General features: G+C 34.2%; 14 protein-coding genes. 4 read left to right on the forward strand and 10 right to left on the reverse strand.

Going from position 1 to position 14349, the window contains the following annotated elements:
- Positions 1-26: 26 nt before the first annotated feature.
- A complete protein-coding gene (locus IEV72_RS03370; RefSeq protein ID WP_188457673.1) occupies positions 27-1277 on the forward strand; it encodes a type II toxin-antitoxin system HipA family toxin in 1251 nt (416 codons plus the stop codon).
- A gap of 219 nt (positions 1278-1496) precedes the next feature.
- On the opposite strand, the gene mnmE is transcribed toward IEV72_RS03370, so the two are convergent.
- The 10 genes from mnmE to serC form a co-directional block, all read right to left on the reverse strand.
- Positions 1497-2909: a tRNA uridine-5-carboxymethylaminomethyl(34) synthesis GTPase MnmE gene (gene mnmE / locus IEV72_RS03375; RefSeq protein WP_188457674.1), complete on the reverse strand. Its 1413-nt coding sequence runs from the start codon at positions 2907-2909 to the stop codon at positions 1497-1499.
- Positions 2910-3026: 117 nt separating this feature from the next.
- Positions 3027-4856 (reverse strand): fasciclin domain-containing protein, encoded by a 1830-nt coding sequence (locus IEV72_RS03380; RefSeq protein ID WP_188457675.1) that lies wholly within the window; start codon positions 4854-4856, stop codon positions 3027-3029.
- 235 nt (positions 4857-5091) lie between these two features.
- Positions 5092-5655, reverse strand: a complete 564-nt coding sequence (locus IEV72_RS03385; protein ID WP_188457676.1) for a type 1 periplasmic binding fold superfamily protein — start codon at positions 5653-5655, stop codon at positions 5092-5094.
- A gap of 28 nt (positions 5656-5683) precedes the next feature.
- Positions 5684-8095, reverse strand: coding sequence for a TonB-dependent receptor (locus IEV72_RS03390; protein ID WP_188457677.1), 2412 nt, complete (start codon positions 8093-8095; stop codon positions 5684-5686).
- Between the two features lie 46 nt (positions 8096-8141).
- Positions 8142-8453 (reverse strand): hypothetical protein, encoded by a 312-nt coding sequence (locus IEV72_RS03395; protein ID WP_188457678.1) that lies wholly within the window; start codon positions 8451-8453, stop codon positions 8142-8144.
- A 69-nt stretch (positions 8454-8522) separates the two neighbouring features.
- Entirely contained in the window at positions 8523-8849 is a 327-nt protein-coding gene (locus IEV72_RS03400; RefSeq protein ID WP_188457679.1) for a DUF6787 family protein, read from the reverse strand.
- Positions 8850-8867: 18 nt separating this feature from the next.
- Complete coding sequence (locus IEV72_RS03405) at positions 8868-9287, reverse strand: DUF6146 family protein (protein WP_188457680.1); 420 nt, start codon at positions 9285-9287, stop codon at positions 8868-8870.
- Between the two features lie 4 nt (positions 9288-9291).
- Complete coding sequence (locus IEV72_RS03410; RefSeq protein ID WP_188457681.1) at positions 9292-10059, reverse strand: septal ring lytic transglycosylase RlpA family protein; 768 nt, start codon at positions 10057-10059, stop codon at positions 9292-9294.
- 1 nt (position 10060) lies between these two features.
- Positions 10061-11014 carry a D-2-hydroxyacid dehydrogenase gene (locus IEV72_RS03415; protein WP_188457682.1) on the reverse strand — a complete coding sequence of 318 codons (954 nt, stop codon included), beginning with the start codon at positions 11012-11014 and terminating at the stop codon, positions 10061-10063.
- 11 nt (positions 11015-11025) lie between these two features.
- A complete protein-coding gene (serC, locus tag IEV72_RS03420; RefSeq protein ID WP_188457683.1) occupies positions 11026-12090 on the reverse strand; it encodes a 3-phosphoserine/phosphohydroxythreonine transaminase in 1065 nt (354 codons plus the stop codon).
- 246 nt (positions 12091-12336) lie between these two features.
- Between serC and IEV72_RS03425 the strand changes: the two genes are divergently transcribed.
- Genes IEV72_RS03425 through IEV72_RS03435 form a run of 3 tightly spaced genes read left to right on the forward strand, consistent with a single transcriptional unit; the run spans position 12337 to position 14334 of the window.
- Positions 12337-12834, forward strand: coding sequence for an RNA polymerase sigma factor (locus IEV72_RS03425; protein WP_188457684.1), 498 nt, complete (start codon positions 12337-12339; stop codon positions 12832-12834).
- Positions 12835-13440, forward strand: a complete 606-nt coding sequence (locus IEV72_RS03430) for a DUF8845 family protein (RefSeq protein WP_188457685.1) — start codon at positions 12835-12837, stop codon at positions 13438-13440.
- A 27-nt stretch (positions 13441-13467) separates the two neighbouring features.
- On the forward strand, positions 13468-14334 hold the full coding sequence (locus tag IEV72_RS03435; RefSeq protein WP_188457686.1) for a TraB/GumN family protein: 867 nt from the start codon (positions 13468-13470) through the stop codon (positions 14332-14334).
- The last annotated feature ends 15 nt before the right edge of the window (positions 14335-14349 follow it).

Consider the following 14349-nt stretch of genomic DNA (forward strand, 5'->3'; position numbering starts at 1 on the left):
ATCAAGAATTTTAAAAATAGCATGCATTGAATAAAAACAAACTAGACATATACGTTTTTGCTCATTGGAAACCTATGAGCGAACCTATATTAGTAGGAATACTTTCTGCATTGCAAGCAAAAGGAAAAAAGGCTTTTAAATTTGAGTATAACAAAGAATGGTTGAAATCTGATTATCAGATTTTATTAGATCCTGATATTCAGTTTTATTCGGGTCCACAGTTTCCTGATAATAAAGCGAATTTTGGAATGTTTTTAGATAGTATGCCTGATACATGGGGCAGGACACTAATGAAAAGAAGAGCAGCTCAAAAAGCATCTGAAAATAATGAAAAAGCAAAAACACTATATGAAGTTGATTATTTACTAGGCGTTTTTGATGAGAGTAGGATGGGAGCATTACGTTACAAACTAGAACGTGATGGAGCATTTCTAGACGATAACGACCTGTCACCAACACCACCTTGGTCTTCTGTACGAGAACTTCAATCAGCAGCTCAACATTTTGAAAACGATACGGATAATAATCTAGTAAAGCAATGGTTAACTATTTTAATGGCACCTGGATCTTCACTTGGCGGAGCACGACCAAAAGCCAATATATTGGATAATGAAGAGAACCTTTGGATTGCAAAGTTTCCAGCTAAAAATGATACCATTGATAAAGCAGCATGGGAATTTTTAGCTTATAAATTAGCCACAAATGCTGGAGTAGAAATGGCTAAGTCTAAGATTGAAAAGGTGATGGGAAATTACCATACATTTTTCACCAAACGATTTGACCGAGAGCAAAAAGAGCGAATTCACTTTGTATCTGCAATGACCATGACAGGGAATAATGAAAGTACCATTAAAGAAAATCCTGCATCCTATTTAGATATAGCTGAATTTATACAAACACATTGCAAAAATGTAGAAGCCAATTTAGCGCAACTCTGGAGACGAATTGTTTTTAATATTGCTGTTTCTAATACAGACGATCATTTGCGAAATCACGGTTTTATAATTAAAGATAATGCTTGGGAATTATCGCCTGCTTACGATATAAATCCTTCTATTGATAAAGATGGATTGGCTTTGAATATCGATATGGATAATAATGCTTTAGATTACGAATTAGCTAAAAATGTAGGTGAGTACTTTCGTTTAGGCGAAAAAGACATGAACTTAATTCTTCACGAAGTAATAGAAGCTGTTAGCCATTGGAAAGCAGTAGCCAAGCATATCGGCATTTCAAATCAAGAAATTAATCTAATGTCAAAGGCTTTTAATATTTAGCATTTCTCAACTTGCTTAAATGCCATCTAAATAATCTGGTGAATGTAGGCTTCTCTTAATTCGAAGTGGAATATATGACATGCAAAATAAGAAATACAAGTTCACCTAGAATACTAACCAAAACGGTCAACGCTATTTAGGGAAGTTCAAAGCTCAAAGCTCAAAGCTCAAAGCTCAAAGCTCAGGCTTCTAATATCCAATATCTAACTTCGACTATTTCTATTTCCCGATACAGAAATTAGCAAATATGTTCCCAAGCAACTCATCGTTAGTTACTTGACCAGTAATCTCACCAAAATGATATAAAGCTTGACGGATGTCTATGGCCAATAAATCTGAACTTAAGCCCATGTTTAAACCATCTTGCACTTTATTGATTTCTTCTAAGGCCAGCAATAGAGCAGAGTAGTGGCGAGAATTGGTTACTATGCTATCGTTATTGCGCAAAGCACCAGTGTCTACAAATTCTAGAAGTTGATTTTGTAACGCTTCTATGCCGGTTTTATCCTTGGCAGAAATAAATTGTAGGTGTGGTAAAGCCCGTTTAAGCTGTTCTTGTTGATTTTCGGTGAGTTGGTCTACTTTATTGGCCAATAAAATAAACGGACGCTCAGGAAATTTTTCTTGTAATTTTTGAACTTCTTCCTGTATCAACAGAACTCGTTTTTTGTTTAAGCCTTGTTTGTTTTCGAATAAGTCGGGCGAATTCAGTAATTGAATAACCACTTGGGCTTGTTCAATTTTTTCGAAGGTTTTTTTGATGCCTAAACCTTCAATTTGGTCGGTAGTTTCTCGAATTCCTGCGGTATCAATAAATCGAAAACCGATGCCGCCAATGCTAATTTCATCTTCAATAGTATCGCGGGTAGTTCCTGCAATATCGCTTACAATAGCACGGTCTTCGTTCAATAAAGCGTTGAGCAAAGTAGATTTACCCACATTGGGTTCACCGATAATGGCGACCGGAATTCCGTTTTTTAAGACGTTGCCCACCGCAAAAGAATCGATTAAACGGCTCAGCACTTTTTGAATTTTGGTTATCAAACGCTGAAATTCATCTTTATTAGCAAACTCAACGTCTTCTTCAGCAAAATCCAATTCCAATTCTATAAGTGAAGCAAAATCCAAAAGTTCTTTTCGAAGTGCCATGAGTTCATTGGTGAAACCGCCACGCATTTGTTGCATCGCCAATTGATGGCTGGCTGCATTGTCGCTTGCAATTAAGTCGGCTACAGCTTCGGCTTGGCTCAAATCCATTTTTCCGTTTAAAAATGCGCGCAAAGTAAATTCGCCTGCGTTAGCTGCTCGGCAACCCTTATTCATTAATAATTGAATAATTTCTTTTTGAATAAAACTGCTTCCGTGGCAGGAGATTTCAACCGTAGGTTCGCCTGTATAGGATTTGCTTCCGCGGAAAACACTTACTAGGACTTCATCTAAAATTCGGTTTTCATCTACCATATTTCCCAACTGTAAGGTATGGCTTTTTTGTTGAAGCAGAGAAAGTCCTTTTTTAGATTGAAATAGGGGAGCGCAGATTTCAATAGCATCTTTTCCACTCACACGAATAATTCCAATAGCACCGCTTCCAGATGGCGTGGCTAAGGCAACAATAGTATCTTGATTTAACATGCTGCAAATTTACAAAATGTATGTAAGTAAATGTTTGTATGTACTTGTTTAAAAAAGAAAAAGCTGTGCAAATGCACAGCTTTTTCCAACATCACATCAAAACAACTCATTAGGGTATTAATTCACTGTGATGCTTCCAGACATGCTTCCGTGTACATTACAAACATAATTATCTACTGCATTCGCTAAGTCTGGTGTTAAAGTAAAACTAATGATGTTTCCATCGATTTGTACATCTACATCTGCATCATCCTGAAAAATTGCACTAGCTCCATTTTGAGTTATTAACAAGTCTCCAGCTGAATTACGCAGTGCAAGTGGGTGAGTAGATGCACCAGTTACATTTAATAAATAACGCGTGCCTTCACTTAAATTCCAAGTGCTATTATTTTCGTTTAGTGTTGTTACATTTTCATCGCCTTCAATAGCCGAAACAAAATAGGCAGAAGCTCCATCATTTTCAACTGTCATGGCTACTGAATCTTGAGTTTCTAAAGCAGGAAGTAAAACACCATCATCAATTACATGAACAACTCCATTTTCAATTTCTACATCAGCTGTTACAACAGCATAAGTTGCTCCTGTAGTATCGGTTACAGTTACTTCGTTGCCATTTCGTGTTACGGTAATATCCTGTTCAGCTAATGTTGGAAAAGTGTTTTCTCCTTCTGGTATGTCTTCCGCAAAAGCTACAGCTGGAATAACGTGGAAACCTAACACAGTTGCTAAATTATCTACACCACCAATTTCAGCTACCAATTCTTCTAATGTTTCTACTTGAAAAGCATCTAAGGCAGCTTGAAAAGCATCATTGGTTGGAGCAAAAACTGTTATGGCTTCTGCATCTAACAGTTGTTGCTCTAATCCGTCTACTGCATCAATTGCAGCTAATAATGTAGTTAGTCCAGCATCATTTGCTGCAGTTACTAAATCTGGTGCATTTGAAGCTAGTTCTGGTAAAACAACACCATCAATAACGTGTACAACTCCATTTTCTATAGCTACGTTTGGTGTAGTAACTTGGTATGTGTTTCCTTCTACATCGGTTACACTAACTGCATCACCTGAACGTGTTACCGTTATGTCCTGATCGGCTAAAGTTGTAAATGTGTTTTCTCCTTCTGGTAAGTCTTCAGCAAAGGCTACAGCAGGTACAACGTGAAATCCAAGTACGGTTTCTAAATTTTCTAAACCTATTTCGGCTATTAACTCATCTAAGGTTTCTACATTAAATTCATTTAATAAATCTCCGAAGGCTTCATCTGTTGGAGCAAATACAGTAATTGCTTCTGCATCTAATAATTGTTGGTCTAAACCTTCAATGGCACCAACTGCATCTAATAATACATTTAATTCAGCAGCTTGAGCAGCTTCTACTAAATTAGGTAGTGGCGCATCAGGTAAAATAGGGAGTAAAACTTCATCAATTACGTGTACTACACCATTTTCAATTTCAATATCAGCTTCAACAACCGTTGAAATATTACCTAAAGCATCTTCAATGCTAACTATATCGTTGGCTACTGTTACCGAAATTTCTTGATCGGCCAATGTAAGGAAAGTCTGAGTTCCTGCTTCTAAATCGCTTGAAAAAGCAACGGCTGGAACTACATGAAAGCCTAATACGGTTTCTAAATTTCCAACTCCACCGATGGCTTCAACTAATTCTGATAGTGTTTCAACTTCATAAGCATTCATTGCATTGGTAAAAGCTTGGTTTGTTGGAGCAAATACGGTAATGGCTTCAGCATCCAAAAGTTGTTGGTCTAAACCTTCCACAGCACCAACTGCATCTAGTAAAGTAGTTAAACCACCAGCTTCTGCTGCTTCTACTAAATTAGGAGTTTGTGGATCGGGAATTTGGCTTGGGTTGTCATCATCACTTGAGCAGGAAAATATTCCAAAACTCAAAAAGCATAACATCAATAATTTACTTAAATTTCTCATAGGTTAAAATGTTTTTGTTTGCCTATAAGACAAATTCATCTCGATCTTTCCTACCTGATTGGTTTGCTTTAGTATAGATTTAACACGGATAAATGTGTTCTCTTAAATTCATTAAGATAATATAATATAAAACTAGGTCGGTGTAACTATAAAGACATGCTTACTTATTTGAGATAAGTCAATAAAAAAAGCGGTGCTTTACAGCAACCGCTTTTTTAATAGACAAAAACAAATTTTATTCAATAACTACGTCAAAATTTGCTTCAATGTCGGTTTCACCACCTACATTATTAATTTCACCATCTGCAGCTCCTTCTGCAAATTTATCTCCGTCATGAATCAAGATAATAGATAAATTTCCATTGCTTGCATTTCCGGTAGTTAGGCTAAACTCAACACCAATAGGATTGTTGTTTGCATCTGCATCTAAATAGTCAAAGTTGGTTTCTAGAGCAGTAGAATTAACAAAAAAGACTTGATGTTCTTCACCTTCTTCAACAACTTCTTCTGTAATATCTTCAGCAGGATCTTCTAATTCATTTAAAAATTCAATACTGCCTTGATAGGTGGTATTGGCATCTAAATTATCTGCAGTTACAATTGGACTTTCGGGTCCATCGCCATCTAAGTCACGATATTGCAAAGTTTTTACTTCGTTGGTGTTTTGGTCTACCAAAGTAACAGTTAAGGTTGTAATTACTTCTTCTTCATTGATAATTTGAATGTTGTCATCATCATCTGAACAAGATGAAAATACAGCTAACAAACTAAACAGACTTACAATTTTTAATGATTTCATAGTTAAATAATTAAGGTTAATATTTGGGTTAAAAATTAAATTGAATTTGTAATTGAAAATTTCTTCCTATCTCGTCTGCATAATACCGCTGACGATTTAAATAGTTTCGGTAGGAAGTATTGAATATGTTATGCACGTTAAAAGCTACCCGCAGATCTAAATGTTTAAATTGAAATGGCATTTCTGCTCCAAAATGAAATAGCTGGTAAGCTGATGGCGGCGCACTGATTCCAACTTCAGTAGCCACTAATTCTCCTATTTCAGGATCCAATACGGGTGTAGTGAAATCTAAGTTGGGAAATCGATTTTGTTTTGCAACAAATTCATGCGTAAATTGAAGGTTTAACTGATTCCAACTTTCAATCTGCTGGTTCAATTGTAATCTTGTATTGAATGGCGGCATATCAATAATTGGACGATTTAAACTTAAATCATCTGCTTGTACATACGCCAATTGACCCACAAGTGTTGAATTGGAATTAAATTGATAAGTTGCTTCTACATCTACACCCATAAATCTTGCTCGAGTCTGTCTGTAAGCAAAAACAGGAAATGCACCCCGAATTGTAGTTTCAATTTCGTTGGGTTCTAGCGTCATGAAATTTTCAATTAAATTGAAATACGGATTGATTTCAAAACTAAAATTTTGGATTTCTTGTTCATACGAAACATTCAATTTATAAGATTGTTCTTGCTGAAGTCTTAAATCGCCAAGTTCTATGCTGGCAATGCTGTGGTGTAATCCGTCGCTAAACAATTCAGACGGATTAGGATTCCGAGTTGCTAAACTTAAATTGCCTATTAGTTTTGAAGCCTTGTTAACTTGGTATTGAAGTCCTAAACTGCTTGAAAAATTATGGTAATGGAATTTTGGATTGGTAAGTAGCTGCGTTCCAAAATCTTCAATAATTATATCTGAAAAATCGTTTTGATAGTTGCGTTCTTCCCAACGGCTGGTACGGTAAAATTTCAAAGCATCTACATAAGTATAATCGTAGCGTAATCCTGCATCCAGTAAAATCTGTTCATTCAATTGATGGTTTGCGGTTATAAAACTACCCAATGCAAACATTTCGTAATCTGGAATTAATCTTCTTACTCCTGTTTCTGGGTTTGCAAAATGATCTTGGTAAGTACTTTCAATTCCTACATTCAAATTGAAATTTTTAAATTTATCTATTTTTAATTGCGATAAAAAATGATGTGTAGCAAGTTCTAAATCTAAAGCTGCTTTGTTTCTATTTGAGCCGCGACGAACATCAAACTCTTGCCTTTGGTTAAATTGAAACGCATATTGAAATTCTAATTTACCAAGATTATCTATTTTTTTGAAATAATCGAACTTAGCCAGTTGATGCTTAACTTCTTGTTTAGGCGAATTAATCTGATAACTGAAATCTTCAATAAAACTTGGAGTAGAGTTATTGATTGAATTGACTAAATCGCGAACGTTTCCAATGTGTGAAGCTCTTAGAATTCCAATTTCTGTTGAAAAAAGGCTGTAGTATACATTAAATCCAGACTCTATTTTATTAAGTCCAAAACCAATGGAAAAGTTATTCTCTTGTACACCTGTGTTGGATAAATTGTAGTTGGGTGCTTCTAAATCTCCACGCCGTTTTGCACTAGCTTGTGTTTTTATATACCAACCATTTTTGTTGGCTTTTAACAAAGATGCAGTAATGCCACCACCAAGGCCATTGCTATTAAAGTTAGCAATGCTTTTACCGAAAAGCGTGTCTTTTAATGGTGCTTTTTGTGGAGTACTAACAATAATTCCGCCAACGGCATCGCCACCATAACGAAGAGCGGATGCACCTTTTATAACTTCTATATTGGCAGCCGAATTTACATCTATATTTGGAGCATGATCAACACCCCATTGTTGGTCAAACATACGCACGTTATTGTTAATCATAATGATACGCGAACTATGCATTCCTTGAATAATAGGTTTGTTTATACTTGCGCCCGTGTTTAAAGAAGAAACCCCATTGATTTCTGCAAGTGCTTCACCAAAGCTCAAATTGCTGTATCGATCTATTCTTGCTTTGTCTAGTTCTTTGCTGATGCTTGTATTGTTGGTGTTTTGGTAAATTCTTCCAGTTAACAATACTTCGCTTAACTCATCGATGTGATGCTCTAATTTAAAATCTATTTCTTGAGATGAATTCATTTGAATTTCTTCTACAAGTTTTTCACAAGAAACATGCGAAACTTTTATGGTGTAATTCCCAGGACATATTTTACTGATCTGATATTCACCATTACTATCTGCTTCAGCAAATTGCCCCGTTTCTTTAATCTCAACAATAGCAAAGGTTAAAGGTGAATTATCGTGTATGTCGATTACCTTACCTGATAAACTTAAAGTGCATTCCTGCGCGTTGATATGAAGTATAGAAAGCCAGAAAAGGCTCACTAAAAAAATGTATTTCATGATAATTACAAATTAACTTTTGTCTTACTAAATAAAAGGACGTTTGTTAAATTGTAAATGGGGGAGGTTTGTTGTGAAATTTACCAAGGTGTTTTTCTTGGTTGATGAAGATACTTCTACTTGAAAATAAAAGCGGTTTTTCAATAAAATTGAAGTCGATAAAAGAGTTTGTAATTATAGTTTCTGGTGTTGTGGAAACTTCATTGTAAGTTGAAAAAACAAATTCTTCACAGGTATCACAGTTTTCAATTTGATTGTGATTATCTCCATCTAGCAAATGACCAAGCGCGTGAACATCAACTGTGTTCAGTAGGGCAAGGAATGCGCAAAAGAAAGATAAAATTTTAATCAATTTCAACTCGATAATTTTTGCAAAGCTAGTTTAAATCTGATGAAATTTATTTTTTCGTTGTTTTTTATGTTCATTTTAAGATTTATCGGAAAATAAAAAACCTAAGCCAAGTCTGGAAAGCATCTTTTTTTCGAAATTCCAAAAGAACTTAAATTGTCCAAAAATTAAACCGATAAGCACCAGTAATACTTGATAAATAGGGAAAATGATTAAAATACGTAAACTGTAATACAAAAATCCACCCCAGAAATTGTCTTGAAAATTTTCTCGGGCTAGTTCAAAAAAAGCCAATATGGGTTTTCCAACAAATAATGATGCTGATCCAGTAATGCTAAAAACAATTAAAATGATAATAATTTGGAAATTGGAATCAATTCCCCAGTGTTCCTTCAATTTTTTCATGCTGCAAAATTACAATACTTACTGTAATTTTTGGTTGTATTTTTCTTCGAAAAACAAAAAGTAATGAAATAGCAGGTAATTTACTTCATAGCCATAATCAATATCTGATGAGTATTTAATTTGAAATGGATAAAGCTCTGGATCGTAGTATTCCGCATTTCTAGCTCTCAAATTGTACTCATTAACGTAATTTCTATTTTTAAGTTCCATATACCGCTGAGAGTGATAACCACGTGGTTTTTGGGTTTGAAGCCAAGAGTAAAAGCCAACTTCTAAAACAATTAATTTGTACTCTAAACTATCATTTTCTATTACAATGGTATCTACTTCTTGTGCACTTTTTTCAGTTGAAGCCACCTTTTTTTGATTACCACAATTGACCAAAAAACTAAGTGAAACTATTGCAAATACGAAGTATATAAAATGCTTAAGTTTCATAGTCCTAAATTTTTAGATTAGCAATAAATGCGTCTGGATAACGGTCTTTTACTTCGCTAAGTAATTTTTCTGCTTGATTACGGTTCTCCAGTTTTCCTAATATCAAGGTGTACAAGGCTTTTTTATCAAGAAGTTTGTATCGCAAGGTAACTTGTTCTTTGTAGCTTTTTTCTAGTTCTTTTCCTAAACTAAGTGCGTTTGATGCTTCTGAGAAACTGGCTAACTGCACAGCATAGAAACTTGGCTTTACCCGTTCTGCTTTTAAATTAAAAAATTGCTCCTGAGTAGCTTGTTTTTGTATTTGTGCAATTAATTTTTGTTCAATATCTGCAGTTAATAATTCTTCTTCTAACTTTTCTTTTGTCTCGTTTTTTGGAGTTGAATTAACTTCACCTAAATAAGTTTCATCTGTTTCCGAAGGAAATTCTAAGACTTCAATTTCAACTTGAGTGGTGCCATCTTCCACAAAGCCAAGCTGTTCTGCAACCGATTTTGAAACATCAATAATCCGATTCCGAATGTAAGGTCCACGGTCGTTTACAGTAACTTCTGCAGTTTTTCCGTTGGTTTTATTGGTTATTTTAAGCTTTGTGCCAAATGCTAAAGAACGATGCGCAGCTGTGGGTAAAGCTTGCTGAAATAATTCTCCACTTGCCGTTTTTCTGCCTTCAAAAACATCTTTATAAAAAGAAGCTTCTCCTTGTTGTATTTGTCCGTTACTACTAAATACAACAAGAAAACAAAGGCAGAAAAAGCTAAATAGTGGTTTCATATTATTTTTTTGAAAATTCAATAATTTGTTCTGCTAATTCTGTTCCAATTCGGTCTTGCGCTTCCAAGGTAGCACCACCGATATGTGGGCTCAGCGAAAGTGAAGGATTCATAAGCAATTTTACGGGTGGAGTAGGTTCGTCTTCAAAAACATCTAAAGCAGCAAAACTCAATTTTTTATTTTCCAATGCTTCTAATAATGCTTTTTCGTCTACAACGCCACCACGAGCTGTATTTACAATAGCTGCTGTATCTTTCATTTTTTCAATTTCTTTAGCTCCTAATATGTAGTCTTTTTGTGCTGGCACATGAAAACTAATAAAATCTGATTGTGCTAATAATGCATCTAAGCTAATGCTTTTTAAATTAAAACTAAGGCTTTGCCCATCAAAAAAGTTAAGTTGTACATCTACCGCTTCAATAAATTGATCGTAAACAACTACGTTCATTCCTAAACCAATTGCTTTTTTAGCCAAAGCTTGACCAATTCTGCCAATTCCAACAATTCCTAGGGTTTTGCCAGATAATTCAATACCTTTTGCGTAAGCTTTTTTTAGTTCTTTAAACTTAGAGTCGCCTTCTAGTGGCATTTCTCTATTGGATTTGTTGAGTTGTCTTGCACCACTTAACAAATGGGCAATGACCAATTCTGCTACACTTTCTGATGAAGCAGCAGGCGTGTTGATCACTTTTACGCCTTTGGTTTTAGCAAAATCTACATCAATATTGTCTAAACCAACTCCACCGCGACCAATGAGTTTTAAACTTGGGCAAGCTTCAATTAAGTCTTTTCTTACTTTGGTGGCACTGCGTACCAAAATAGCATCAATTGCATTTGTATTGATATAGTTTTCAAGTTGTTCTTGCGCAACTGTAGTCAGAATTACTTCGTGACCATTTTTTTCTAATAAATCAACTCCGCTTTGAGAAACTCCGTCGTTAGCTAATATTTTCATTTGTATATATTTTATGCGTTTTTTTCTAATTCTTGCATGGCTTCAATGACTACTTGTACACTTTCAAAGGGAAGTGCATTGTACATAGATGCGCGATAACCACCAACACTTCTATGTCCGTTTAATCCATTTACTCCAGCTTCAACTAAAAGGGATTCAAATTTCGATTTTAAGGCTTCATCTTTCAAATTAAAAGTAGCATTCATGTCTGATCGATCTTCTTTTTCAGCAAAACCTGTAAAAAGCGGATTTCTATCAATTTCAAGATACATGGCATCTGCTTTCATTTTGTTTTTAGCTTCAATAGCTTTTACACCGCCTTGCTCTTTTAACCATTCTAAGGTAAGCATGGAAACGTAAACTGGAAAAACAGGTGGTGTGTTAAACATACTGTCTTTGCCACAATGAACTTGATAATCTAACATCGAAGGAATTTTTCGATCAACTTTCCCTAAACATGATTTTTTTACGGCTACTAAAGTGGCTCCCGCTGGACCCATGTTTTTTTGTGCTCCTGCGTAAATTACATCAAAATAAGAGAAATCTATTTCCCGTGAAAAAATATCGCTACTCATATCGCAAACTACAGGTACATTTGCTTTTGGAAAATCTTTTATTTGGGTTCCAAAAATGGTGTTGTTACTGGTGCAATGAAAATAATCGACATCGGTAGGAACTTGGAAATTTTTAGGAATGTAATTGTAATTTTTATCTTTAGATGAAGCTAAAACATTTACTTCACCAAGTAATTTTGCTTCTTTAATGGCTTTAGCAGACCAAGAACCTGTATCTAAATAAGCTGCTTTAGTTTGCATTAAATTAAAGGCAGACATGATGAATTGCATGCTGGCTCCACCCTGTAAAAACAAAATTTGATATTCTTCTTTTGGTAATTTTAAGTGTTCTAAAGCTAAATCTTGGGCTTTTTCCATGATTTCTACAAAAGCTTTGCTTCGGTGTGAAATTTCTAGGATAGATAAACCCGAATCGTCTAAATTTAAAACCGCTTGAGATGCCTTTTGAAATACTTCTTGTGGCAAAATACACGGTCCTGCGCTAAAATTGTGTTTTTTCATATTTGAAGTCAATTTTCTTTTTAATTTGCGTAAAGATAATTTTTTTGAAATCTACTCCCTATTATTTAGCTAAATATTGGATAGTAAGTTGTACTTTTTAAGAATTCATAAAATATTATCTAAGACCTAGTTTTTTTTAAAAGAATACCAATAATGTTGATAATTATTGAATATTTGTCATGAACTTAAATCTAAAGTGTAACACAATAATACAAAGTACGTCTAATCAATTGAAACCAAATTAGTGTGAACAAAAAACTTGAAAAAGAATTTGTTAAAAAGCTGGAGACCAACCAGAATATTGTGCATAAAATATGCAGGATTTATGCTACTGGTGAAGCAGCTCACAAAGATTTGTTTCAGGAAATTACCATACAATTGTGGAAGGCTTATCCAAAATTTAGAGGAGATGCTAAGTTTAGCACTTGGATGTATCGAGTTGCCTTAAATACGGCTATTACTTTATATAGAAAACAAAAGAAAAAAGTACAAACGCAAGATTGGGATCAGTATGCTTTTAAAATTAAAGCAGAAGAATACGATGATACTACAGAGCAAAATTTAAAACTCATGTACCAAGCAATTAAGGAGTTAAATGATATAGATAAAGCCTTGGTGTTTTTGTACTTAGAAGATAAAAATTATACTGAAATTTCAACAACTTTGGGTATTTCTGAAGTAAATGCAAGAGTGAAAATGAACCGAGTGAAAAAGAAACTCAAAGAATTACTAAGTATTGATTAAATGGATGGATTAGATATTTTAAAAAAAGATTGGAAAAAACAGGAAGAGCATCTTCCTAAGTTTGAAGCTAAAGAAATTTATGCAATGCTTAAGAAGAAGTCTTCTTCTATAGTAAAATGGATTTTTATAGTCAGTATTTTAGAATTTGTATTCTGGATTGGTCTAGAAGTGTTTACCAGCGTGCAAGGATACAACGATATAATAGTTGACATGGACATAGATGTGCTTTACAACACCATCATGATTATTAATTATGCTGTTATTTTAGGCTTTATTGCTATATTTTTTTACAACTATCAGCAAATTAGAATTACCGATAATGCAAAGCGTTTAATGAAAAAGATTTTAATTACCCGCAAAACGGTAAAATGTTATGTGTGGTTCAATATTATTTATTTTGCAATAACTTTCATGCTAATGAATTTCTTGGTAATTCAAAATATGGAAGAATTTCAGAATGTAAATATCTGGATTTTCATGGCCATTATGTTTGGCATTATGCTAATTTTTATTGGTCTTATTTGGTTATTCTACCGTCTGGTTTATGGATTTTTGACTCGAAAATTATATAAAAATTACAAGCAACTCCAAACTTTAGATTTATAAACACCGACTTAAAAACAATAAAGAAAGATGCGTATAAAAATTTCATTTTTACTGGTTTTGGTATGTTGCTTTTTAAGTGTACAAGCTCAAGATCTTGAAAATAGCTTATTATGGAAAGTTTCAGGAAATGGATTAACATCAGACTCTTACTTATTTGGTACTTTACATGCAACATGTAACACCAGCATAAAACCAAGAATAATAGAAGCCTTTAACCAAACCGAACAACTTGCACTAGAAATTGATTTGTCTGATCCAAGCTTGGAACTCGCCATGGTAAAACACATGTACATTACTGATGGAAAAAGCATGACAGATTTTTTAAATGAAGATGAAACCATACTGCTCAGAGACTTTTTGAATGAACACATCCCAACAATGAATTTTGCTATACTGAGACAAATAAAGCCTATTTTTATTTCCATGATTTTGTTGCAAAATGCGCTTCCTTGTGAAACACCAAAAGCTTATGATGATCTACTCTTTGAAAAAGCACAAGCGGAAGACAAGCCTATTTTTGGTTTAGAAAGTATTGATGATCAAATGAGTGTACTTGATCAAATTCCTGTAGATGAACAAGTGCAAGAATTATTGAAGACAGCAAAAGACAATATGCAATCTGATCAAGATGAATTTTTTGAATTGCTTGATGTATATGAAGCAGAACAATTAGAAAATTTAGGTGAATTATCCTTAGAAAGTGAAAGCATCTTTAATAATTACGTGCAAGAATTACTGGATAACAGAAATGTAAAGTGGATTGCGATAATTGAAAAAATGATGCACGAAAAACCAAGTTTCTTTGGTTTTGGCGCGATGCATTTAATAGGTGAGAAGGGAGTAATTCTCTTATTGAGAAAACTCGGCTACCAAGTTGAAGCAATTTTACCCTAAGAATATATTTCTAAC

It is taken from the genome of Psychroflexus planctonicus (assembly GCF_014640195.1).
Classification (GTDB): Bacteria; Bacteroidota; Bacteroidia; order Flavobacteriales; family Flavobacteriaceae; genus Psychroflexus; species Psychroflexus planctonicus.